Genomic DNA, 20,664 nt, shown 5'->3' with positions numbered 1-20,664 from the left:
CCCCCGGCCGCCGTCAGGTCAGAGACCGCCGCCGACGCGCAGGACGGCGCCAGTGGTGTACGAGGCGTCCGCGCCGAGCAGGTGCGCGATCGCGCCGGCGACCTCCTCGGGTTCCCCCGCGCGGCCCATCGGGATCCGCCCGGCGGCGGTGTCGGGACGGTCGGGCACGCCGGAGCGGGCGTGGATCGTGGTGCGGATGATGCCAGGGGCGACGGCGTTGACGCGGATGCCGTGCGGCGCCAGTTCCTTCGCGAGCCCGACGGTGAGGGTGTCGGTGGCGGCCTTGACGGCGGCGTAGTGGATGTACTCCCCGGGTGAGCCGAGCGTCGCGGCCACGGAGGAGACGTTGACGATGGCGCCGCCGCGGGTGAGCCTCCGCGCCGCCTGCTGTGCGCACAGGACGTACCCGATGAGGTTGACGTCGACGACCTCGCGCAGGTCGTCGACGCGCAGGTCGGTGAACGGGCCGATCGGGCTGGTGACGCCGGCGTTGTTGACCAGGCCGGTGAGCGGGCCGAGCCGGTCGGCGGCGTCGAAGATCCGGCGTACCTCGTCGGGGTCGGTGGTGTCGGCGGCGACGGTGACCGCGCGGCGGCCGGCGGCGCGCACGTCGGCGGCCACCGCCTCGGCGGCGTTGTGGTCGGCGCGGTAGCCGATGACCAGGTCGTGGCCCTCGGTGGCGAGCCGGCGGGCGGTGGCCGCGCCGATGCCGCGCCCTCCCCCGGTGATGATGGTGACGGAGGTCAATGCCCTTCTCCCCTGTGCGGTGGGGGCGACGTTACCGTGGGCGGGACCATCCGGGGTGGAGAGGACTGTCACATGGGGCGGGCGTTGGTGCTGGGTGGTGGCGGGGTGACCGGGGTGGCCTGGGAGCTGGGTCTGCTGGCCGGGCTGGCCGGGAACGGCCTGCGGCTGGACGAGGCGGACCTGGTGGTGGGCACGTCGGCCGGGTCGGTGGTCGGGGCGCAGGTGCGCTCGGGTACGCCGCCGGCGCAGTTGTACGAGGCGCAGTTGCGGCCGCCCCGCGACGAGGTGCCGGCCCGGCTCGGGACGGGGGTGCTGTTGCGCTGGGCGTGGGCGGGCGGTCGGGGCCGGGATGCGGCGCGGGCCCGGGCGCGTATCGGCGCGATGGCGTTGTCGGCGCGTACCCCGTCGGAGCAGTCGCGGCGGGCGGTGATCGCGGCCCGGCTGCCGTCGCCGGACTGGCCGGCGGCGCGGCTGCTGGTCACCGCCGTGGACGCGGCCTCCGGCGAGTTCGTGGTGTTCGACGCGGACAGCGGGGTGCCGCTGGTGGACGCGGTCGGCGCCAGCTGCGCGGTGCCGGGGGTGTGGCCGCCGGTCACCGTCGGCGGCCGGCGCTTCGTCGACGGCGGGGTCCGCTCGCCGGTGAACGCGGATCTGGCGGCCGGCTGCGATCGGGTGGTGGTCCTGGCGCCGACGCGCGCGGCGGTGGGGCCGATGCCGCGGCTGTCGGCGCAGGTGGCGGCGTTGCGGGAGGCGGGTGCGCGGGTGGCTGTGGTGTCGCCGGACCGGGCGGCGCGCACGGCGATCGGCCGCAACGTGCTCGACCCGGCGCGGCGGGCGGCGTCGGCGCGGGCCGGGTTCGCGCAGGCCGAGGCGGTGGCCGGCGAGGTGGCCGGGGTGTGGCGGTGACCGCAGCCGCTGGACGGATCAGGAGTCGCTGGTCAGGCGCGCCAGCCGCCGGTTGAGGTAGCGCTGTTCGGGCAGGCTGCCGGTGAGGCGGGCGGCCAGCTTGTAGTGCTCGGCGGCGCCCTGCGCGTCGCCGTCGAGTTCGAGCAGGTGGGCGCGGACGGCGTGCAGCCGGTGGTGGCGGCGCATCGCCGGGTCGGCCAGCAGCGGGTCGAGCAGCGCCAGCCCGACGTCGGGGCCGTGCGCCATGGCCACGGCGACGGCCTGGTTGAGCGTGACGAACGGGCTGGGGGCGACCCGGCTCAGCATGTCGTAGAGGACGCTGATCTGCAGCCAGTCGGTGTCGCCGAAGGCCGGCGCCTCGGCGTGCACGGCGGCGATGGCCGCCTGGAGCTGGTAGCGGCCCACCGGGCCGTGGGGCAGAGCCCGGCCGAGCAGCGCGACGCCCTCGTCGATGAGGTCGCGTCGCCAGCGGGAGCGGTCCTGGTCGGCCAGCGGCACGAGGTCACCGGCGGCGTCGGTACGGGTGGGCGACCGGGCGTGGGTGAGCAGCATCAACGCCAGCGCACCGGTGACCTCGTGGTGGTCGGGCAGCGCCGCGTGGACCTGCCGGGTGAGGCGGATCGCCTCCTCGGCGAGTTCCACGTCGACGAGCTGGTCACCGGAGGTGCGGGTGTAGCCCTCGCTGAACACCAGGTGGCACACGTCGAGCACGGCGGCCACCCGGGCGGGCAGCGCGTCCGGTGGCGGCATCGTGAACCGGGCACCCGCCTCGCGCAGCGTCGCGCGGGCCCGGCTCAGCCGTTGGGTCATGGTCCGGGCCGGCACCAGGTAGGCGGCGGCGATCTGCTCCACCCGCAGCCCCGCGACCGCGCGCAGGGTCAGCGCGACCTGCGAGGGGCGGCTCAGCGCCGGGTGGCAGCACAGGAACAGCAGCCGCAACGTGTCGTCGGCGCCGGTCACGGGCGTGTCGTCGTCGACGGGCGGTACGACGCCGGCGCCCGGTTCCCGGACCGCGTCGAGCCGCTCGCGGCGGGTCCGGGCCGCCTCGGCGCGCATCCGGTCGATCAGCCGCCGTGCGGCGACCTGGATGAGCCAGGCGCGGGGTTCGTCGGGGACGCCGGTGAGCGGCCACCGGGCGGCTGCGGCCTCCGCCGCGTCCTGGACGGCGTCCTCGCAGGCGTCGGGTTGCCCGTATCGGCGCAGCAGCGCGGCGCGGACGTGCGGCGCCTCCCGGCGCCACACGTCCGCGAGGGGCGTGGCGTTACTGATCGGACCCGCCCGGCCACATCGAGGGCCGCAGCTCGACGGTCTCCCCGGGGCCGGCGAACTTCGCGGCGACGGCTTCGGCGCGGGCCTGGTCCTCGACGTCGATGAGGAAGAAGCCGGCGAGGTGTTCCTTGGCCTCGGAGTACGGGCCGTCGGTCGCCAGCGGTGCGCCGTCGGCCCACCGGTAGAGCCGCGCGGTTCGGGGGTCGGCGAGCGCCTCGCCGACGACCAGCTCACCGTTGGCGTGCAGCTCGGTCATCATCTGCTCGAAGTCGGCGTTGAGCCGGTCGCGTACCTCGGCGGGCAGCTCCTGGTGGGCGGCGAGGTATTCGGAGGTGGGGTGGCCCCACGGCTCCGGGTTGGAGTGGATCATGATCACGTACTTCACTGTCTGTCCTTCGCGTCGTGCGGCGGTGTCTCCCCGCCGCTCGCCCGGTACGACGGAGCGGGATCGCCGATGTCTACATATCCTCGCGTCATGAGTGACGCGGTGGGTGTCGGTGACCTGGTCGAGGATTTCACGCTGCCGGACGAGACGGGCACGCCACGGCGCCTGTCGGAGTTCCTGGCCGCCGGTCCGGTGGTGCTGTTCTTCTACCCGGCGGCGATGACGCGGGGCTGCACGGCGGAGAGCTGCCACTTCCGGGACCTGGCGGCGGAGTTCGCGGCGGTGGGCGCGCAGCGGGTGGGGATCAGCCGGGATCCGGTGCAGCGGCAGGCGGAGTTCTCCCGCCGGCACGGGCTCGGCTATCCGCTGTTGTCCGACGCCGACGGCGAGGTGGCGCGGGCGTTCGGGGTGCGGCGGCGGCTGCCGCTGGGCGCGCTGAGCACCCGGCGGATGACGTTCGTGATCGGCACCGACCGGCGGGTGCTCGCCGTGGTGCACAGCGAGCTGAGCATGAACGAGCACGCCGACGCGGCGCTGCGGGCTCTCGGGGGCTGATCATCGCGGTGTCGCAGCCGGCTGGTATCAAGGCTGCGTCAAACAGGTGTACGGAAGAGGGCGTGATGGCGGGTCAGGGTTTGTCCACTGACGAGGTTCAGGGAATCCGGGAGGCTCTTGCGGCTGGCCGCAAGCCCCGGGTGGTGTTCACCGAGGCGGCCGGGCAGATGGCCGGGCAGCTCGGGCAGGTGGTGGAGCTGACCGACCCGGCGGCGTCGGAGGAGTTCGTGGTGGTGCGGTTCGGCCGCGACGAGCTGCCCTTCTCCCCCGCCGACGTGGCGATCGCCCCCAAGGGCGCCGGGCGGCGTCCGGCGGCCGAGGCGAAGCCGGAACCGGAGCAGGCGCCGGCCGCGCCGCCGGAGCCCGCGTTCGTGCTGGACACGCGGCGGGTGCCCGCGCCGCGACGGGAGGAGCCGAAGACCGAGCAGCCGCCGGCGGAGCCGAAGCCGGCGAAGCGAGCGGTGAAGGCCGCCAAGCCGAAGACCCCGCCGGGGCTGACCGTGACGCTCGCCTACGCCGAGGGCGAGTGGACGGTGGCCGCGCAGCAGGGCACGAAGGCGCTGGCCCGGCCGTACGTGGTGAAGCCGGCCGAGGCGCTGCGGATGGTGGCGCTGGTCGACGTGCCCGGCGTGCAGGAGGCGGTGGAGCAGATCCTGGCCGCCGAGCGGGCCGAGGCCGAGCAGCAGGCGGAGAAGCTGCGCGCCGAGCTGGCTGAGATCGAGGCGCGGCTGGCGGAGCTGCGCGAGGCGCGCTGACCCCGTGACGCCCCGCGGGGCCGGTGCGACCCCCTCGCACCGGCCCCGCGTCCCCTGCGCCCACAGGTCGATCAGTGTTGCGGAATGTTCTGTACCCCGATCCGGCGGCGGAACACCCAGTACGTCCAACCCTGGTACGCCAGCACGATCGGCGTGAACACCACTGCGACCCAGGTCATGATCTTCAAGGTGTACGGGGTGGACGCGGCGTTGGTGGCCGTCAGCGTGCCGGCCGCGTCCAGGGTGGACGGCATCACGTTCGGGAACAGCGCGGCGAACAGCGTCGCCACGGCCAGCGCGATGGCCACCGCCGTACCGGTGAACGCCCAGCCCTCCCGGCGTACCCTGGCCGCGGCCAGACCGCCGAGCAGGGCGAGGGCGGCGCCGACGGCGAGCACGACGGCGGCGGCGCTGGAACGGATGGTCAGCGTCCAGCTCAGGAACGCCACAGCGGCCACGGCGGTGCCGACGCCGAGCTTGACGGCGAGTGCGCCGGCGCGCTCGCGGATGTCACCGGTGGTCTTCAGCGCCAGGAACACCGCGCCGTGGGTGAGGAACAGCCCCAGCGTGGTCAGGCCGCCGAGCAGCGCGTACGGGTTGAGCAGGTCGAACAGGCCGCCGACGTACTCGTGGTCGGCGTCCAGCGGCACGCCGCGGAAGATGTTGGCGAACGCCACGCCCCACAGCACGGCCGGGATCGCCGAGCCCCAGAAGATGGCCTGGTCCCAGCGGCGCTTCCAGGACGCCTCGGGCCGCTTGTGGCGGTACTCGAAGGCGACGCCGCGGGCGATCAGGGCCAGCAGGATGAGCAGCAGCGGCAGGTAGAAGCCGGAGAACAGGGTGGCGTACCACTCGGGGAAGGCGGCGAACATGGCGCCGCCGGCGGTGATCAGCCACACCTCGTTGCCGTCCCAGACCGGGCCGATGGTGTTGATCAGGACGCGGCGCTGCCGGTCGTCGCGGCCGAGCACCGGCAGCAGCATCCCGACGCCGAAGTCGAAGCCTTCGAGGATGAAGTAGCCGGTGAAGAGCACTGCTACGAGGAGAAACCAGACGGTCGTCAGTTCCACGGTTGGGCTCCGGGGTGTCAGTAGGCGAACGCCAGCGGGCGCTCGGCGTCGTCGGTGTCGTCGTCGTCGGTCTGCGGGGTGACGTCCGGTACGCCGGCGCGGGCGTAGCGGACCAGCAGCTTGAACTCGACCACCGCGAGGACGGCGTAGATGAGTGTGAACGCGGTGAAGGAGGTGAGCACCTCGGTCAGGGAGACGCTGCGGGACACGCCGTCACGGGTGAGCATCTCGCCGAAGACGATCCACGGCTGGCGGCCCATCTCGGTGAAGATCCAGCCGAAGGAGTTGGCCAGCAGCGGCAGCACGGGCATGACCAGGCCGGCGCGCAGCAGCCACTTGCTGGTGGGGGTGCGGCCCTTGCGCTGGCTCCACAGCACCAGCAGCGCGATCGCGGCGGCGGCCAGCCCGAAGGCGATCATGAACCGGAAGCTCCAGTAGGTGACCGGGATGATCGGGGCGTAGTTGCCGGGGCCGTACTGGCTGGCGTACTGGGCCTGGAGGTCGTTGATGCCCTGGACGGTGCCGTTGGGGTCGCCGGTGCCGAGGAACGACAGCAGGTACGGGATCTTGATGGCGAACAGCTCGCGGCTGCCGTCGAGGCTGCCGACCGTGAGCACGGAGAACGAGGCGGGGCTCTCGGTGGTGTAGAGGCCCTCGGCGGCGGCCATCTTCATCGGCTGCACGTCGGTCATGATCTTGCCCTGGATGTCGCCGGTGAGGACGACCAGCGCCGAGGAGAACAGGACGACCCAGGAGCCGAGCTTGGTGGCGAAGCGGTACGCGCCGGTGTCGGCGCTGTCGCGGTTGCGCATCACGTGCCACAGGCCGACGGTCACCATCAGCGACCCGGCGACCAGGAACGCGCCGGCCAGGGTGTGCGGGAAGGTGACCAGGGCGACCTTGTTGGTGAGCACGGCGACGAAGTCGGTCAGCTCGGCGCGGCCGCTCTCCGGGTTGATCCGGAAGCCGACCGGGTTCTGCATGAACGAGTTCGCGGCGAGGATGAAGTACGCCGACAGGTTGGTGCCGATCGCGGCGGCCCAGATCGCGGCCAGGTGCAGGCGCTTGGGCAGCCGGTCCCAGCCGAAGATCCACAGGCCGATGAAGGTGGATTCGAGGAAGAACGCGACCAGTGCCTCGATGGCCAGCGGCGCGCCGAAGATGTCGCCGACGAAGCGGGAGTAGTCGCTCCAGTTCATGCCGAACTGGAACTCCTGCACGATGCCGGTGACCACACCCATCGCGAAGTTGATCAGGAAGAGCTTGCCGTAGAACTTGGTGAGTTTGAGGTACCGCTCGTTGCCGGTGCGGTGCCACATGGTCTGGAGGATCGCCACCAGCACGGAGAGGCCGATGGTCAACGGCACGAACAAGAAGTGGTAGACGGTGGTGACACCGAACTGCCAGCGGGCGACGTCCAACGCGTCCACCAGAAAACCCCCAGCTGTGCATACTACGAGACGTAGTAGATACTACTCGTCGTCGTAGAGAAAGCAGCAGGGCCGCAGGGCCCCACCCGGCCCGGGACCAATGACCCTGATCACCCTTGCCGGAGGACCTACGGTCCCGGGCTCACCCGTGCCGGGCACCGGGGTCGCCCCGGCTCGTGCGACGATCCAGCACTGATGAACAGCACCCCCTGGCGCGCGCCGCTGCTGTGGCGGGGCGCGCAGACGCTCGCCCGCGCGGTCGTCGGGCTGGTCTGCCGGCTGGAGGTCACCGGCGACGTGCCCGACGCGCTGCGCCACGGCCCGCTGGTCCTGGCCGCCAACCACATCAGCCCGTTCGACCCGGTGGTGCTCGCCGCCGCCTGCCGGGTCCGGCGCGTCGCGCCCCGGATCATGGCGACCGGCGGGCTGTTCCGCGCCCCGGTGATCGGGGCGCTGATGCGCCGCGCCGGGCACATCCGCGTCGACCGCGGCACCGCCGCGGTGCACCGCTCGCTGGAGGTCGCCGCCCGGGCCGTGGCCGGCGGTTCGGTGGTGCTGGTCTACCCGGAGGGACGCATCGGGCTCGACCCGGGCATGTGGCCCGAGCGGGGCAAGACCGGCGCGGCCCGGCTCGCGTTCGCCAGCGGCGCCGCCGTCGTACCGGTGGCCCAGTGGGGCTCGCACGAGGTGCTGCCCTACCGGGCGCCCAGGGGAATGCTGGGCGCGGTGGCGCGGGCGGTCGCCCGCCGGCCCGTCATCCGGGTGCACTTCGGCGCCCCGGTGCCGCTGGACGACCTGCGGTCGGACTCCCCCGGCGCGGCCCGGCGGGCCACCGACCGGATCATCGACGCGATCACCGAGGACCTCGTGCCGCTGCGCCCCGACGAGCCCGATCGGCCCCGGCACGTCGACCCCGGCCGCCCGGTGGACGACAGTCGCGCGCACCGCCGCCGTACCGGCTGACGCATCCCGGGCCCGGTCGCGGGTATCAAGCCGCGCATCCCGTACGCGGAGAGGACCCGGCCATGACCGCTGTTCGAGCACTCGTTCTCAACTGCACCCTGAAGCGCTCCCCGGCCACGTCCAGTTCGCAGGTGCTCGGCCAGGAGGTGCTCGACGCGCTGGCCGATCAGGGTGTCGACGGCGAGATCGTCCGGGTGGTCGACCACGACGTGCGCTTCGGGGTGTCCGTCGACGAGGGCGACGGCGACGGCTGGCCCGACATCCGCGCCAAGCTGCTCGCCGCCCAGATCCTGATCATCGCCACGCCGATCTGGCTCGGTCAGCCCTCGTCGGTGACCAAGATGGTCCTCGAACGGTTGGACGCCGAGCTGTCCGAGATCGACGAGCAGGGCCGCCTGCGCACCTACGGCAAGGTCGGCGGGGTGGCCGTGGTCGGCAACGAGGACGGCGCGCACCACACCATCGCCGAGGTGCAGCAGGCGCTCAACGAGGTGGGGTTCACCTGCCCGGCCGCCGGGGCCACGTACTGGGTCGGGGAGGCGCTGCACAAGACCGACTACGTCTACGCCCGCCCCAAACCCGACACGACCGGCCGCACCACCGCCGCGCTGGCGCTCAACAGCGCCCACCTGGCCCGGCTGCTCGCGGAGCGGCCCTACCCGCCGCCCGGAACCCGCGACGCGGGCGTCGGCCCCAGCACCCAGCCCGGCTGACCCGGCCCCGACCCCGGCCGCGCTGGCCGCCTGCGCGCACCGCCGTCGATCTTGCAGTTGGTGCCCGGGCGAACCCGGCCAACCGCCCCCGACGAGGGCCGCAACCGCAAGATCGACGAGGCGAGGCGAGCGCGGGGGCGGGACGGGGCGGGGGTGGGTCAGGGGGTGGCGCGCAGGCGGTCGTCGAGGGCGGTCAGGTCCGGGACGAACCACACCTGGTCGTGCCGGTTGGACTCGGCCACCAGGGCGCGCAGCGCGCCGCTGCGCTCCAGATGCGCGGAGATGTCGCCGACGATCGCCAGGCGCAGCCGGTAGTTGACGAACTTCTGCATCACCTCACCGGCGAAGCGGGTGCCGAGCGTGAAGAAGTCGGGATCGAGCCGGTCGGCCGGCACCGCCACCACTGTCGCGCCGAGGAACGCCGCGCCGATCAGGTCCAGCGCGTCGCGTTCGGTGGCGATCGGCGGGCCGTCCGGGTCGCAGACCAGCACCGGCACGCCGGCGCGCTCCTGCATCAGGTCAGCCACGGCCGCGCTCCCCGCCGAGCAGGCCGTTGCCGCCGTCGAGCACCCCGTCGAGCAGGCGCAGCAGGTCGGCGGTGGCGGTCAGGTCGCCCAGGATCACGATGGTCATGCGGTGCCGCTCCTCGTCGTGGACCGTCTGCACGCGCAGCGGACGGTCCGGGTCGTGGTGGGTGTTCACACCGGCCAGCACCAGCGTGCCGAGCCGGTCGGCGGCGGCCCGGTCGACGCCGTCGAGGCGCACGACGCTCGACACCTCCGCCCCCGGTGCCGAGGGCGACGCGGACCGGCCGGTCAGCGCGTCCAGGTCCGCGCGGGCGATCCGGTACTGCTTGCCGATCCGCGTGGCCCGCAGCCGGCCGGAGCGGATGTAGCCGCGCACGGTGCGCACGTGCAGGCCGAGCAGGTCCGCAACCTGCTCCACCGAGTACATGTCGTTACTCATCGCACCCTATCCTAGCCATCTAAGGGAACGATAGGTAATTTCGCCGCCCGGCCGTGTGCGCGCCACCCACGCCGGGCATACTGCCCGCGTGCAGCCCCGTCACGGCTACCTCGACGCGCCCGCGCCGCTGGCGTTCGCCCACCGCGGCGGCGCGGCCGACGGCGACGAGAACACCGCCGCCGCGTTCGCCCGTGCCGTCGCCCTCGGCTACCGGTACGTGGAGACCGACGTGCACGCCACCGCCGACGGGGTACCGGTGGTCTTCCACGACCCGACGCTGCGCCGGGTCACCGGCGAGCCGGGCCGCATCGCGGACCTGCGGTGGGCCGACCTGTCCTCGGTACGCGTCGGCGGCGCCGCGCTGGTCCCCCGCCTGGACGAGGTGCTCGGCGCCTGGCCGCAGGTGCGGTTCAACATCGACGTGAAGTCCGACGGCGGCGTGGAACCCACAGTCGCCACTGTCACCCGGGCGGGCGCGGGCGAGCGGGTGCTGCTCGCCTCGTTCAGCGACGCCCGGCTGGCCCGGCTGCGGGCACTGGCCGGGCCGAAGGCCGCCACCAGCCTCGGCATGCGCGGCGTGGCCCGGCTACGGCTGGCCTCGCTGCACGGACGGCCGCTGCGGCTGCCCCCGTCCGTGGTCGCCGCACAGGTGCCGGTCTCCTTCGGCCGGGTGCCGGTGGTGGACCGGCGGTTCCTCGCGTACTGCCACCGGATCGGGTTGCAGGTGCACGTCTGGACGATCGACGAACCCGCCCAGATGCACCACTTACTTGATCTTGGTGTGGATGGCATCATGACCGATCACGTCAGCGTGCTCCGTGACGTCTATCGCAGTCGCGGCCACTGGGCCGCCTGAGCCCCCGAGGACGACCCCCGATGGCCGATACGGTCACCCCCGCCGTCGCCGACCCCGCCGGACCGGGCAGCACCCGCCGCGAGCGCACCGGCTGGTACTTCTACGACTGGGCGAACTCCGCGTTCCAGACCACAGTCATCACGGTCTTCCTCGGGCCGTTCCTGACCACCGTCACCGAACTCGCCGCCGGCTGCGAACTGGGCGCGGACAGCTGCAACGGGGCCGTGTACCCGCTGGGCGTCAAGGTCGCCGCCGGGTCGTTCTACCCGTACCTGATCTCGCTGTCGGTCTTCCTCACCGTGTTCGTGCTGCCGGTGATCGGCGCGATCGCCGACCGGTCGGCGCACAAGAAGCGGCTGCTGGCCGGCGCCGCGTTCACCGGCGCCGGCGCGACCATCGCGTTCGCGTTCGTCACCGGCGAGCGCTACCTGCTCGGCGGCGCGCTGTTCCTGATCGCGAACATCTCCTTCGGCGCCGCCGTGGTCGTCTACAACTCGTTCCTGCCGCAACTCGGCGGCCCGGACGAACGCGACGGCATCTCCAGCCGCGGCTGGGCCATCGGCTACCTCGGCGGCGGCCTGCTGCTCGCGCTGAACCTGGTCGCGGTCACCATGCTCAGCGAGGAGGGCAACGCCCAGCGCACGCTGGACCTGGCCCGCTGGTCGATCGTGTCGGCCGGCGTGTGGTGGGCCGCGTTCACCCTGGTCCCGCTGCGCTGGCTGCGCGAACACCCCACCGCCGCGGCCCTGCAGGCGGGCGGCAACGTGCTCACCGACGGGTTCCGGCAGCTCGGGCGCACCCTGCGCGAAATCAAGGCGTACCCGCTGACGCTGTACTTCCTGCTCGCGTTCCTGGTCTTCAACGACGGCATCCAGACCGTCATCACCCTGGCCAGCCAGTACGGCACCGAGGAACTGCGGCTGGAGCAGAGCACGCTGATCGTGACCATCCTGCTGGTGCAGTTCCTCGCCTTCGGCGGCGCGCTCGCCCTCGGCGCGCTCGCCAAGCGCATCGGCGCCTGGAAGACCGTGCTGCTGTCCCTGGTGCTCTGGACCGGTGTGATCATCGCCGCGTTCCGGCTGCCGGCCGAGGCACCCGTGCCGTTCATGATCCTCGGCGGCTGCATCGGCCTGGTCCTCGGCGGCAGCCAGGCGCTGAGCCGGTCGCTGTTCAGCCAGCTCATCCCCGCCGGCAAGGAGGGCGAGTACTACGGCTTCTACGAGATCAGCGACAAGGGCACCAGTTGGCTCGGCCCGCTGGCGTTCGGCCTGGTCTTCCAGCTGACCTCGTCGTACCGGGTCGGCCTGGTGTCGCTGCTGATCTTCTTCGTGGTCGGCTTCGCGCTGCTGGCCGCCGTGCCGATGCGCCGGGCCATCATCGCCGCCGGCAACACCCCGCCCCGGGTGCTCTGACCCCCGCGCCCCGACCTGTGGATCATCGCGGGCCGGATCAGGCGGCGTCGATGGACTAGGCTGCCCCGACGTGACCGACGACGCCGCCCCGACCTGCCTGGCCCGCCCCCTGCCGGGGCCCGGCGACGACCGAGCCTCCGGCTGCGCCGCCGCCCGCGGCGTCGACGGCCGGCCGCTGCACGCCGCCGCGCTCAAGTTCTTCTGGGGGCCGATGGACTGCGGCAAGTCCACCATGGCGTTGCAGATGAACCACAACCACGCCCGGCAGGGCCGCCGCGGCCTGGTCACCACCCGCATCGACCGCTCGCTGGGCCCGCAGGTCACCACCCGCATCGGCCTGGCCCACGAGGCCGTCGAGGTCACCGACGACCTCGACCTGCGCGTCCTGGTCCGCGACGCGTGGGCCGAGGGGGTACGGGTGGACTACCTGATCTGCGACGAGGCCTCGTTCTACAACCTCGAACACATCGAGCAGATGGCCGAGCTGGTCGACCGGTTCGACGTCGACGTCTACGCCTTCGGCCTGGCCACCGACTTCCGCTCCTGCCTGTTCCCGGCCGCGCAGCGGCTGTTCGAGCTGGCCGACGAGGTGGCCCGCATCCAGGTCGAGGTGCTGTGCTGGTGCGGCCGGGAAGGGCTGCTCAACGCCCGTGTGGTCGGCGGCCGGGTGGTCCGCGAGGGCGCGCAGGTGGTCATCGGCGACACCGTGGACACCGCCGACGTGCGCTACCAGGTGCTGTGCCGGCGCCACTACCGCTCGGGCGACCTCGGCCCGCGTGCTTGAGCCTCAGAAGGGATCCCCGCACACCCGCCACGACCCGCCCTCCGGCACGACCGGCAACTCACGTTCCTCGCTGCCACCGCCGTCGCGGTTGATCCGCACGATCACCGTCCCCGTCGGCTTGCCGGACCGGGTCGCCACCGACACGTCGACGATCTCGTAGCCGCTCACCTGGGGCGGGGTCCGCACCCAGCTCCCGAAGCCGGTACGGCTCCACTTGCCGCGGGCCTCGGCGCACAGCCGCTCGTACGCCGCGTCGGTGTCGCCGGCTGCGACGTCGCGGAAGAACCCGTCGGCGGTCTCCCGCACGGGCCCGTCGGCCTGGAGCACCACCTGCGCGTTCCACGCCGCCAGCCCGGCCACCCCGATCAGGCAGGTGCCCACGCCGAGACCGGCGATCAGCACGCCCGCGCGTAGCGGCCGGCGACGCCGGGCCGTGTGGTGCCACTCCCGCTGCCTGCCCATCACTGTCGACGGTAGGCAACCGGACGGTGACGCGCAGCCGGTTGCGACGCGCGCTCGTACCGGACAGCAAATGGCGGGCATCGGCGGCAGACTGTCCGCATGACAGCTCACGCCGACATCGCCATGATCAGTATCGACAGCTCCGACCCGGCCGCGCACGCCGCCTTCTACGCCAAGGCGCTGGGGTGGGAGATAACCCACAGCGAGGCCGAGTACGCCATGATCGTCAAGGACGGTCCGGCGATCGGGTTCGGCCTGGTGCCCGGGTACACGCCGCCGGCATGGCCGGACGAGAGCGGCAACAAGCGTTACCACCTCGACCTCTACGTCGACGACGTGGCGGTCGCGGAGAAGGACCTGGTGGCGGCCGGCGCGACCCGGCCCGACTTCCAGCCCGGCGGCGAGCGGTGGACCGTGCTGATCGACCCGATCGGGCAGCCGTTCTGCCTCTGCCCCCGCCCCCAGGGCTGACCGGTCGGCGCAGCGGGCCGCAGTGCTCCGCGGCCCGCTGCGCGGCTGGTGGCGGTCAGCCGCGGCGGCGGGCCCGGGCCGCCCAGATCGCGTACGCCGGATCGCGGTCCAGGTTGTGCCGGTCCCGGTCGTAGCGGCGGGTGGTACGCGGATCGGCGTGCCCCATCGCGTCCTGTACGTCCTCCAGCGGCACCCCCTCCGAGCGCGCCGTGGTGGCGAACGCGTGGCGCAGCGAGTGCGGCGACAACTTCGCCCACGCGGCGATCCCGGCCCGCTGCGCGAGGCGGCGCACCAGCCGGAACACGGCGTGCCGGTCCATCCGGCCGCCGGTGGCGGTGATCAGCAGTGGACCGGTCAGCTCCGGCACGGTGACACCCTGCGCGGCGGCCCGGGCGGCCAGGTAGGCGTCGACCGCGTACGCGGTGCCCGGGGTGAGCGCGCGCCGGCGTACCTTGCCGCCCTTGCCGACGAAGCGGACGCTGCGGTGACCGCGTTCCGTGCCCAGGTCGGACACGTCGAGCGCGACCAGTTCCCCGACCCGCAGCCCCAGGTCGGCCAGCAGCGCGACGGCGGCCTGGTTGCGGGCGGCGGCCGGGCCGGTGTCGGCCTCGGCGGCGGCGATCAGCGCGTCGACCTCGTCGGGAGTGAGGCCGACGGTGGCGGAGTGGTCCCGGTCGACGCGCGGCCGGTCCGCCGCCGACACCGGGTTGGCGGGCACCGCGCCCAGCTTGACGAGGAAGTCGTACCAGCTCGACAGCGCGGACAGCCGGCGCGCGACGGTGGCCGGGGTGAGCGGGCGGCTGGCGCGGCCGCGGGGTGTGGACTCCAGTTCGCGGCCGTAGGTGTTGACGTCGAGGAAGGTGGCCCGCAGCGGGTCGACGGCGTGCTCGGCGCACCAGGTCAACCAGCCGGTGACGTCGCGGCGGTACGCGTCGCGGGTGTGCTCGGACAGCCGCCGGTTGCGCAGCCACGCCTCGGTGACGTCGGCCGGGCCGGCGGGCAGGGCGGCGGGGCGGGCGCGGGGCAGCACCTCGGGGCGAAGCATGTGAGAAAGGTTCTCAGCCGGCGGGGGGTTTGGCGACGAGGCGCGCTGATCCGCCGGTACGACGAAGCGGGGTCGGCCGGTGGCCCGGCCTCCCCCGCGTGTCGGTGTGACGTGCTCAGGCGGTGGTGAGCTGACGCCGGCCGTTGCCCTCGGCGGGCGTGCTCACGGTGATCCGGCGCGGCTTGGCGCGCTCGGCGATCGGGATGCGCAGCGTCAGCACCCCGTTGTCGTAGCCGGCCTCCAGCCGGTCGGTGTCGAGCGTGTCGCCCAGGAACAGCTGCCGGGTGAACGTGCCCATCGGACGCTCGGCGGCGACCAGCTCGACGTTCTCACCGGTGGGACGGCGGCGCTCGGCGCGGACGGTCAGCACGTTGCGCTCGACGGTGCAGTCGATGCTGTCCGGGTCCACGCCGGGCAGGTCGAACGCCGCGTAGAAGTGGTCACCGTCGCGGTACGCGTCCAGGTGCATCACGGCGGGCCGGGCGGTGGTGCCGAAGAACTGCTCGGCGATCCGGTCGATCTCGCGGAACGGGTCGGTACGCATCAACATGGCTCTTGCCTCCTCGGTTCTCCTGGCCCAAGGTCTCAAGTTGAGTCCGGGTGACTCAAGTTCCTGGTTCTGTTTTAGCGCGCCTCCGCCGCGTCGTCAACCCGGCCCGCGAGCGCCTTCTCGAACCAGTGCTGCGCGTACGGACCGCTGCTGAAGGCGGGGATCTCCCGGTAGCCGTGCCGGGCGTACAGGGCACGCGCCTCGACCAGGTCGGAGCGGGTGTCCAGCCGGATCCGCGTCGCCCCGCCGCCGGCCGCGTACGCCTCGATCGCCGCGATCAGCGCCGCACCGCCCCCGGCGCCCCGGTGCTCCGGGCGCACGTACACCCGGGTCAGTTCGGCCCAGCCCGGCTGCCACCTGAGCCCGGCGCACCCGGCGAGCCGGCCGTCGCGGCGGGCCAGCACCAGCAGCCCGGTCGGCGGGGCCAGGTCGTCGCTCGGGTCCTCGGCCAGCGCGGCGTCCACCTCACCGGGCCGCTCCGGACGGCCGTACCAGCGGCGCACCATCTCCGCCATGTACTCGCGCAACATCAGCGTCGCGTCCGGCTCGTCCGGGCGCGCGGCCCGCGTGCTCCAGCCGGTCACGGCCCGGTCCGCCAGTAGACGCCCTGCTCGCGGGTGAGCAGCATGTCGTCGATCAGGTAGCGGCGCAGCGTCACGTGGTCTGCCTCGCCGCCCTCGCACCATCGGCGCAGCGCGTCGTTCACCTCCCGCTCCGGGTAGCGCCGCCCGGGTTCGAAGCTGCGTTCGGTGATGTGTTCCAGCAGCACCCGGCGGCGCCCCCGCTGCGCGGGCAGCCGGGTCAGCGCGCCGTCGCGCAGGAACGTGCGCAGGATCGCCTCGCGCGGGTTCCCGGCCGGGACCGCCGGGGACGCCGCACCGGCCCGGGCGAACTCGCGCAGCCGCTCGGCGTCGACCCGCAGCCCGCCCTCGTCGTCGGCGAGCACCCCGGCGTCGATGAGACGGCGGACGGCCACTGCGGCGTCGCGGGCGGGCAGGCCGGTGCGGGCCACCACGGCCGGCACGTCCCGGGCGCCGAGCACGATCGCGGCGAACACGGTCCGGCGGCGCTCGTCGGCGAGCGCCCCGGCGAGGGCATGAGCGGTCATGGCGGGCAGCCTGTCAGCAACCCGCCGGATCCGGCCAGGCGTTTTCGTGCCGCGCCCGGCCCGCGCCGACGGCCGTGCGGTTCGCGGCGCCGGCCCGCGCGGGCTCCGACGCCGACCGGCGAGCCCGCAGGTCAGGTGGGTCAGGCGGGTCAGGTGGGTCAGGCGGCGAAGTCCACGTCGGCGGCGTCGACGGTGCCGGCGGTACGCCCCGGCGCGGTCTGGAAACGCCAGTAGAGGTTGGTGTGGGCGATCACCTGCGCGGGCGGCGGCGCGCCGTAGGCGGACAGGTCCTCGGTGGTGTGCGCGTCGGCGACGAGCGTGGCGTCGTAGCCGCGGGTGAACGCCCCGTGCAGCGTCGACCTGATACACGCGTCGGTCTGCGCGCCGGTCACGACCAGCCGGCCCACCCGCGCGGTGGCGAGCACCGGCTCCAGGTCGGTGTCCTCGAAGGAGTCGCCGTAGGCCTTGTGCACCAGCGGCTCGTCGTCGCGTGGCGTCAACTCGGGCACGATCCGCCACTGCTCGCTGTCAACCGGCAGGTCGTCGCTGCGGTGCTGCACCCACACCACCGGAACGTCGGCGGCGCGGGCCCGGTCGACCAGGCCGGCGATGGTGGCGACGACCCGGTCGCGGTCGTGGGCGCCGCGCACCACGCCGTTCTGCACGTCGACGACGAGCAGCGCGGTGCGCGGGCGGTCGGTGAGCGTGGTCATGGCGGCTCCTCGGGTGGTGACGGTCCAGGTCAACCTAGCCCCGGCCCCCGACAGTTCCGGTTCGCGCTCACAGCCGCCGGTGCATGACGTGCAGCCCCACCCGTCCCCGCGCCGGGTGCGCGAACGACTCCGGCACGGTGCCGATCACGCTGAAGCCGAGCCGCCGGTACAGCTCCACGGCCGCCGTGTTGGTCTCCACCACGGCGTTGAACTGCATCGCGGCGAAACCCTGCCGGCGGGCCCAGTCCAGCGCCTCCTCGCACAGCGCCCGGCCCACACCCCGGCCGCGGGCGTGCGCCGCGACCATGAAACTGGCCGTCGCCACGTGCGACCCCGGCCCGGGCCGGTTCGGGCCCATCTTCGCGGTGCCGCGCACCGCGCCGTCGTGGCCCACCGCGACCGAGGTACGCCCCGGCGGGCGCTCCACCCACACCTCCCGCAACGTCTCCGGCGGCCAGTCCGGGTCGTACGGGAACGTGTCGGCGGCGGTGACGACGTCGGCGAGGATCGGCCCGACCTGGTCCCAGTCGGCGTCGGTGTAGTCACGAATCAGCATCGGCGCGCACGCTAGCCGCCGCCCCGGCCGTCCGGCCACCGGTTTCCGTCCACCCGGCCGAGGGCGGCGGGGCATCGGCGGACCACCGGCCGGGGCCATCATGGACAGGTGGCCGAATCAGTCGCCGACATCGATCGGAGCGAGGCCGCCGCGCCCGGTGGCCCGCCGCCCGCCGGTCCGCGTACCGCAGTGCCCCTGGCGGTCGGCGCGGTCCTCACCGCCGTGCTGCTGTCGCTCGCCGGCCGCTACGGCTACCACCGCGACGAGCTGTACTTCCTGCTGTGCGGGCGGCACCTCGACTGGGGCTACGTCGACCAGGGGCCGCTCGTGCCGGCGCTGGCACGGCTGACCGACACGATCGCGCCGGGCAACCTGGTGGTGCTGCGTACCCCGTCGGCGTTCATCGGCGGCGCGGCGGTGGTCCTGGTCGCCGCGATCGCCCGGCAGTTCGGCGCCGGCCGCGTCGCCCAGACGGCCGCGGCGGTGCTCGCCGCCGCCTCGGGCATCGTCCTGGCCGGGGGCCACCTGCTCAGCACCACGAGCGTCGACCTGCTGGTGTGGCTGGCCGCCGCGCTCTACGTGGTACGGATGCTGCGCACCGGCGACACCCGGTGGGCGCTCGGTGCCGGGCTGGCGCTCGGCATCGGCCTGCTCAACAAGCCGCTGCCCGCCCTGCTCGGCGTGGGCCTGGCCGCCGGTGTGCTGATCGCCGGGCCGCGCCGGCTGCTGCGCGACCGGTGGGTGCTCGCCGGAGCGGGCGTCGCCCTGCTGCTCGCCGTGCCGTACGCGGCGTGGCAGGCAGCGCACGGCTTCCCGCAGCTCGACGTCGCCGCGTCGATCGCCGACGGCGACAGCTCCTACAGCGGCCGGATCGACGCGGTGGTGCTCCAGTTCCTGATCATCAGCCCGTTCGCGGTTCCGGTGTGGATCACCGGGCTGGTCGCGCTGCTGCGCCGGCCGTCCTGGGCGGCGTACCGGTCGCTGGCCTGGGCGTGGCTGGTGGTGGTCGCGATCGTGGTGGTGGCCGGCGGCAAGGGCTACTACGACGCGCCGCTGCTGCTGGTGCTCACCGCCGCCGGGGTGGTGCCGGCCGTCGAGTGGGCGCGGCGCGGTGCGGCCCGGGCCCGGCAGGCGCTACTGGTCACCGCCGTCGTGCTGATGGCCGCGAGCAGCGCGGTGCTGCTGCTGCCCACGCTGCCGGCCGACCGGCTGCCCGGGTTCGTGGTCGCGGCCAACTACGACGCGGGCGAGACCATCGGCTGGCCCGAGTTCGCCGACTCGGTGGCCGCCGTGCACCGCGCGCTGCCCCCGGCCGAGCGCGACCGGGCGGTGGTGCTGACCGGCAACTACGGCGAGGCCGGCGCACTGGCCCGGTACGGGCCGGCCCGGGCACTGCCGCGCGCGTACTCCGGGCACAACAGCATGGCCACGTTCGGCCGGCCGCCGGACGACGCCGACGTGGTGATCGTCGTCGGCTGGTCCCGCCCGGAGCCGCTGCGTGCCTGGTTCACCGAGGTCACCGAGGCGGGCCGGGTCGACCAGCGGGTCGACGTCGACAACGACGAGAACGGCGAGCCGATCTTCGTCGCGCGGGGACTGCGGCGTCCGTGGTCACAGATCTGGGACACCGAGGTACGCCACGGCTCCTGAGATACTTGCCGCCATGCTCTGGGGAGTCAGCGGGCCGGTCTTCCTCCTCGACTACCTCGGCGCGGTCGCCGTGGCAGTCGTGATCGCCCTGGCGGTACGCGAACTGACCGGCCACCGTACCCGGGGTGCGACACCCGACCGGGTCGAGCTGGCGTACCTGACCGACCGGGCACTGCTGGCCTGCCAGGTCGGGGTGGCGGCGCTGCGCCGCGCGGGCGGGGTCGACGTCGGCGAACTCGCCACCCTGCACGCGCAGGGGCCGCCGCCGCCCGGATCACCCGCGCTGGTGCGCGCCCTGCACACCGCGGTGCGCCGCCCGCAGACCTGGGCGGCGGTGCTCGCCGATCCCGCAGTGGGCCGGGCGCTGCGCCGTACCGTCGGGCGGCTGGTCCGCGACGGATGGCTGCTCACCCGCGCGCAGCGGCGGCGGATCGCGCTGGGCACGGTGCCGCTGTTCGCGGTGGCCGCGGTCGGGCTGACCCGGCTCGTGGACAGCGCGGTCGAGGGGCGTTCCGCCGGCGGTCCGGCCTCGGTCGCCGGGCTGCTGCTGTGCTGCCTGGCCACCGCGCTGGGCGCCTGGTGGCTGACCGAGGTGCCGGAGACCGGCGCCGCCGCCCGCCGGCTGCTGCGGCGGCTGCGCCGCGAGCACGCCGACCTGGACCCGGAGCGCCGCCCGGTCTGGCAGGGCCGCGACACCGACACGCTGCTGACCGGGATGGCGCTGTTCGGCCCCCGGCCACTGCTGGCCGTCGACCCGGCCTTCGCCGTGCAGGTGGGTGTCGACCCGGAACGGGATCGCCCGCGCCCCGACCGCAAACCCGCCCGCCGCTGACCGAACCTCTCATTTCGCGCCGATCATGAGGTTGACGGCGTTCCGTGTCCGGTTTGCCCGGTCCAACTTCATGATCGACCGCTCGGGGCGGGCAGGCCGCCGGCGCGAGCCGGTTTCCTTGTCTTGCGGGCCGGGAAGGCTCGGGCATGGCCGAGACATTCGTGAGCGAAGACCTGAAGACACTGCAGGCGATTGCGCGCGGGGCCGGCATACAGGAGGTCGACCGCCTGTCGCCGGACCAGCTGGTCGAGGCGCTGCGCCGCGCCGGGGTGACCGACGGTACGCAGGACCAGTGGCCGCCCCAGCCGATCGAGGACCCGGCACACCTGGCCGGGCTGCCCCGCAGCTCGCTGACGCAGGGCGACGAGAGCACCGGCGGCCGGGCCGCCGAGGAGTCGATCGGCGCCATGCCCGGCGAGTCCGGCACCGAGATCAACGACCGCACCGAACGCTGACCGTACGCACG

At 73.9% G+C, this 20,664-nt stretch carries 26 protein-coding genes; 12 read left to right on the top strand and 14 right to left on the bottom strand.

The genetic code is table 11. The features are described from left to right. Positions 1-18 precede the first annotated feature (18 nt). Complete coding sequence (locus ACN27D_RS32010) at positions 19-747, bottom strand: SDR family NAD(P)-dependent oxidoreductase (RefSeq protein ID WP_393379608.1); 729 nt, start codon at positions 745-747, stop codon at positions 19-21. Between the two features lie 72 nt (positions 748-819). Here ACN27D_RS32010 and ACN27D_RS32005 point away from each other — a divergent pair, with 72 nt between their 5' ends. After that, entirely contained in the window at positions 820-1,653 is an 834-nt protein-coding gene (locus ACN27D_RS32005) for a patatin-like phospholipase family protein (RefSeq protein ID WP_421500781.1), read from the top strand. 18 nt (positions 1,654-1,671) lie between these two features. Here ACN27D_RS32005 and ACN27D_RS32000 read toward each other — a convergent pair whose 3' ends face one another. Next, the gene (locus ACN27D_RS32000; RefSeq protein ID WP_421500780.1) at positions 1,672-2,895 is read right to left on the bottom strand and encodes an RNA polymerase sigma factor; all 1,224 of its coding nucleotides are present in this window, start codon (positions 2,893-2,895) and stop codon (positions 1,672-1,674) included. A gap of 19 nt (positions 2,896-2,914) precedes the next feature. Further along, positions 2,915-3,307, bottom strand: a complete 393-nt coding sequence (locus tag ACN27D_RS31995; protein WP_421500779.1) for a YciI family protein — start codon at positions 3,305-3,307, stop codon at positions 2,915-2,917. Between the two features lie 90 nt (positions 3,308-3,397). Here ACN27D_RS31995 and ACN27D_RS31990 point away from each other — a divergent pair, with 90 nt between their 5' ends. Together ACN27D_RS31990 and ACN27D_RS31985 are read left to right on the top strand one after the other, a co-directional pair. Then, positions 3,398-3,862, top strand: coding sequence for a peroxiredoxin (locus tag ACN27D_RS31990; protein WP_256487405.1), 465 nt, complete (start codon positions 3,398-3,400; stop codon positions 3,860-3,862). 65 nt (positions 3,863-3,927) lie between these two features. After that, positions 3,928-4,617 (top strand): hypothetical protein, encoded by a 690-nt coding sequence (locus ACN27D_RS31985; RefSeq protein WP_421500778.1) that lies wholly within the window; start codon positions 3,928-3,930, stop codon positions 4,615-4,617. A gap of 71 nt (positions 4,618-4,688) precedes the next feature. Here the strand turns inward: ACN27D_RS31985 and cydB are convergent, their stop codons facing one another. Together cydB and ACN27D_RS31975 are read right to left on the bottom strand one after the other, a co-directional pair. Further along, positions 4,689-5,687 carry a cytochrome d ubiquinol oxidase subunit II gene (gene cydB, locus ACN27D_RS31980; protein ID WP_121684271.1) on the bottom strand — a complete coding sequence of 333 codons (999 nt, stop codon included), beginning with the start codon at positions 5,685-5,687 and terminating at the stop codon, positions 4,689-4,691. A 17-nt stretch (positions 5,688-5,704) separates the two neighbouring features. Next, positions 5,705-7,117 carry a cytochrome ubiquinol oxidase subunit I gene (locus tag ACN27D_RS31975; RefSeq protein WP_252453295.1) on the bottom strand — a complete coding sequence of 471 codons (1,413 nt, stop codon included), beginning with the start codon at positions 7,115-7,117 and terminating at the stop codon, positions 5,705-5,707. A 195-nt stretch (positions 7,118-7,312) separates the two neighbouring features. On the opposite strand from ACN27D_RS31975, the gene ACN27D_RS31970 reads away from it, so the two are divergent. Further along, positions 7,313-8,080 carry a lysophospholipid acyltransferase family protein gene (locus tag ACN27D_RS31970; protein WP_421500777.1) on the top strand — a complete coding sequence of 256 codons (768 nt, stop codon included), beginning with the start codon at positions 7,313-7,315 and terminating at the stop codon, positions 8,078-8,080. Positions 8,081-8,142: 62 nt separating this feature from the next. Continuing rightward, positions 8,143-8,793, top strand: a complete 651-nt coding sequence (locus tag ACN27D_RS31965; protein ID WP_421500776.1) for a flavodoxin family protein — start codon at positions 8,143-8,145, stop codon at positions 8,791-8,793. A 158-nt stretch (positions 8,794-8,951) separates the two neighbouring features. Here ACN27D_RS31965 and ACN27D_RS31960 read toward each other — a convergent pair whose 3' ends face one another. Continuing rightward, a complete protein-coding gene (locus ACN27D_RS31960; RefSeq protein ID WP_252453289.1) occupies positions 8,952-9,320 on the bottom strand; it encodes a DUF4180 domain-containing protein in 369 nt (122 codons plus the stop codon). Continuing rightward, on the bottom strand, positions 9,313-9,759 hold the full coding sequence (locus ACN27D_RS31955; protein WP_421500775.1) for a helix-turn-helix domain-containing protein: 447 nt from the start codon (positions 9,757-9,759) through the stop codon (positions 9,313-9,315). Before ACN27D_RS31955 ends, ACN27D_RS31960 begins: the two co-directional genes overlap by 8 nt. An 88-nt stretch (positions 9,760-9,847) precedes the next feature. Here ACN27D_RS31955 and ACN27D_RS31950 point away from each other — a divergent pair, with 88 nt between their 5' ends. The 3 genes from ACN27D_RS31950 (at position 9,848) to ACN27D_RS31940 (ending at position 12,811) form a co-directional block, all read left to right on the top strand. Continuing rightward, a complete protein-coding gene (locus tag ACN27D_RS31950; protein ID WP_120569900.1) occupies positions 9,848-10,615 on the top strand; it encodes a glycerophosphodiester phosphodiesterase family protein in 768 nt (255 codons plus the stop codon). 20 nt (positions 10,616-10,635) lie between these two features. Beyond that, complete coding sequence (locus ACN27D_RS31945) at positions 10,636-12,027, top strand: MFS transporter (protein WP_421500774.1); 1,392 nt, start codon at positions 10,636-10,638, stop codon at positions 12,025-12,027. Between the two features lie 97 nt (positions 12,028-12,124). Continuing rightward, positions 12,125-12,811 (top strand): thymidine kinase, encoded by a 687-nt coding sequence (locus ACN27D_RS31940; RefSeq protein ID WP_374669042.1) that lies wholly within the window; start codon positions 12,125-12,127, stop codon positions 12,809-12,811. A 3-nt stretch (positions 12,812-12,814) separates the two neighbouring features. On the opposite strand, the gene ACN27D_RS31935 is transcribed toward ACN27D_RS31940, so the two are convergent. After that, entirely contained in the window at positions 12,815-13,273 is a 459-nt protein-coding gene (locus tag ACN27D_RS31935; protein ID WP_120569903.1) for a hypothetical protein, read from the bottom strand. Positions 13,274-13,372: 99 nt separating this feature from the next. Here ACN27D_RS31935 and ACN27D_RS31930 point away from each other — a divergent pair, with 99 nt between their 5' ends. Further along, positions 13,373-13,744, top strand: coding sequence for a VOC family protein (locus ACN27D_RS31930; protein ID WP_355511704.1), 372 nt, complete (start codon positions 13,373-13,375; stop codon positions 13,742-13,744). Positions 13,745-13,799: 55 nt separating this feature from the next. Here ACN27D_RS31930 and ACN27D_RS31925 read toward each other — a convergent pair whose 3' ends face one another. The 6 genes from ACN27D_RS31925 to ACN27D_RS31900 form a co-directional block, all read right to left on the bottom strand. After that, positions 13,800-14,789, bottom strand: a complete 990-nt coding sequence (locus ACN27D_RS31925) for a tyrosine-type recombinase/integrase (protein ID WP_421500773.1) — start codon at positions 14,787-14,789, stop codon at positions 13,800-13,802. A gap of 115 nt (positions 14,790-14,904) precedes the next feature. Then, positions 14,905-15,339, bottom strand: coding sequence for an Hsp20/alpha crystallin family protein (locus ACN27D_RS31920; protein ID WP_121683763.1), 435 nt, complete (start codon positions 15,337-15,339; stop codon positions 14,905-14,907). Between the two features lie 74 nt (positions 15,340-15,413). Next, positions 15,414-15,923 carry a GNAT family N-acetyltransferase gene (locus ACN27D_RS31915; protein ID WP_421500772.1) on the bottom strand — a complete coding sequence of 170 codons (510 nt, stop codon included), beginning with the start codon at positions 15,921-15,923 and terminating at the stop codon, positions 15,414-15,416. Further along, positions 15,920-16,447 carry a DUF2087 domain-containing protein gene (locus ACN27D_RS31910; protein WP_421500771.1) on the bottom strand — a complete coding sequence of 176 codons (528 nt, stop codon included), beginning with the start codon at positions 16,445-16,447 and terminating at the stop codon, positions 15,920-15,922. The genes ACN27D_RS31915 and ACN27D_RS31910 overlap by 4 nt, the downstream gene beginning before the upstream one ends. A 158-nt stretch (positions 16,448-16,605) precedes the next feature. Continuing rightward, positions 16,606-17,160, bottom strand: a complete 555-nt coding sequence (locus ACN27D_RS31905; protein ID WP_421500770.1) for an isochorismatase family protein — start codon at positions 17,158-17,160, stop codon at positions 16,606-16,608. Between the two features lie 67 nt (positions 17,161-17,227). Continuing rightward, on the bottom strand, positions 17,228-17,716 hold the full coding sequence (locus ACN27D_RS31900) for a GNAT family N-acetyltransferase (RefSeq protein ID WP_421500769.1): 489 nt from the start codon (positions 17,714-17,716) through the stop codon (positions 17,228-17,230). 108 nt (positions 17,717-17,824) lie between these two features. Between ACN27D_RS31900 and ACN27D_RS31895 the strand changes: the two genes are divergently transcribed. The 3 genes from ACN27D_RS31895 to ACN27D_RS31885 all read left to right on the top strand — a co-directional run bounded on the left by ACN27D_RS31895 (position 17,825) and on the right by ACN27D_RS31885 (position 20,653). Next, positions 17,825-19,366 (top strand): ArnT family glycosyltransferase, encoded by a 1,542-nt coding sequence (locus ACN27D_RS31895; RefSeq protein WP_421500768.1) that lies wholly within the window; start codon positions 17,825-17,827, stop codon positions 19,364-19,366. A gap of 13 nt (positions 19,367-19,379) precedes the next feature. Next, positions 19,380-20,198: a TIGR04222 domain-containing membrane protein gene (locus tag ACN27D_RS31890; protein ID WP_421500767.1), complete on the top strand. Its 819-nt coding sequence runs from the start codon at positions 19,380-19,382 to the stop codon at positions 20,196-20,198. 146 nt (positions 20,199-20,344) lie between these two features. Next, a complete protein-coding gene (locus ACN27D_RS31885; RefSeq protein WP_121683769.1) occupies positions 20,345-20,653 on the top strand; it encodes a hypothetical protein in 309 nt (102 codons plus the stop codon). Positions 20,654-20,664 lie beyond the last annotated feature (11 nt).

The organism is Micromonospora sp. WMMD1274 (assembly GCF_049179035.1).
GTDB lineage: Bacteria > Actinomycetota > Actinomycetes > Mycobacteriales > Micromonosporaceae > Micromonospora > Micromonospora tulbaghiae.
The sequence above is the reverse complement of the archived record's forward strand: the minus strand, read 5'-3'. Positions and strand labels throughout refer to the sequence as shown.

Coding starts and splice junctions, on each gene's coding strand:
- ACN27D_RS32005 (WP_421500781.1), top strand. CDS start 820: ATGGGGCGGGCGTTGGTGCTGGGTGGTGGCGGGGTGACCGGGGTGGCC.
- ACN27D_RS31990 (WP_256487405.1), top strand. CDS start 3,398: ATGAGTGACGCGGTGGGTGTCGGTGACCTGGTCGAGGATTTCACGCTG.
- ACN27D_RS31985 (WP_421500778.1), top strand. CDS start 3,928: ATGGCGGGTCAGGGTTTGTCCACTGACGAGGTTCAGGGAATCCGGGAG.
- ACN27D_RS31970 (WP_421500777.1), top strand. CDS start 7,313: ATGAACAGCACCCCCTGGCGCGCGCCGCTGCTGTGGCGGGGCGCGCAG.
- ACN27D_RS31965 (WP_421500776.1), top strand. CDS start 8,143: ATGACCGCTGTTCGAGCACTCGTTCTCAACTGCACCCTGAAGCGCTCC.
- ACN27D_RS31955 (WP_421500775.1), bottom strand. CDS start 9,759: ATGAGTAACGACATGTACTCGGTGGAGCAGGTTGCGGACCTGCTCGGC.
- ACN27D_RS31945 (WP_421500774.1), top strand. CDS start 10,636: ATGGCCGATACGGTCACCCCCGCCGTCGCCGACCCCGCCGGACCGGGC.
- ACN27D_RS31935 (WP_120569903.1), bottom strand. CDS start 13,273: ATGGGCAGGCAGCGGGAGTGGCACCACACGGCCCGGCGTCGCCGGCCG.
- ACN27D_RS31930 (WP_355511704.1), top strand. CDS start 13,373: ATGACAGCTCACGCCGACATCGCCATGATCAGTATCGACAGCTCCGAC.
- ACN27D_RS31925 (WP_421500773.1), bottom strand. CDS start 14,789: ATGCTTCGCCCCGAGGTGCTGCCCCGCGCCCGCCCCGCCGCCCTGCCC.
- ACN27D_RS31920 (WP_121683763.1), bottom strand. CDS start 15,339: ATGTTGATGCGTACCGACCCGTTCCGCGAGATCGACCGGATCGCCGAG.
- ACN27D_RS31910 (WP_421500771.1), bottom strand. CDS start 16,447: ATGACCGCTCATGCCCTCGCCGGGGCGCTCGCCGACGAGCGCCGCCGG.
- ACN27D_RS31905 (WP_421500770.1), bottom strand. CDS start 17,160: ATGACCACGCTCACCGACCGCCCGCGCACCGCGCTGCTCGTCGTCGAC.
- ACN27D_RS31900 (WP_421500769.1), bottom strand. CDS start 17,716: ATGCTGATTCGTGACTACACCGACGCCGACTGGGACCAGGTCGGGCCG.
- ACN27D_RS31890 (WP_421500767.1), top strand. CDS start 19,380: ATGCTCTGGGGAGTCAGCGGGCCGGTCTTCCTCCTCGACTACCTCGGC.
- ACN27D_RS31885 (WP_121683769.1), top strand. CDS start 20,345: ATGGCCGAGACATTCGTGAGCGAAGACCTGAAGACACTGCAGGCGATT.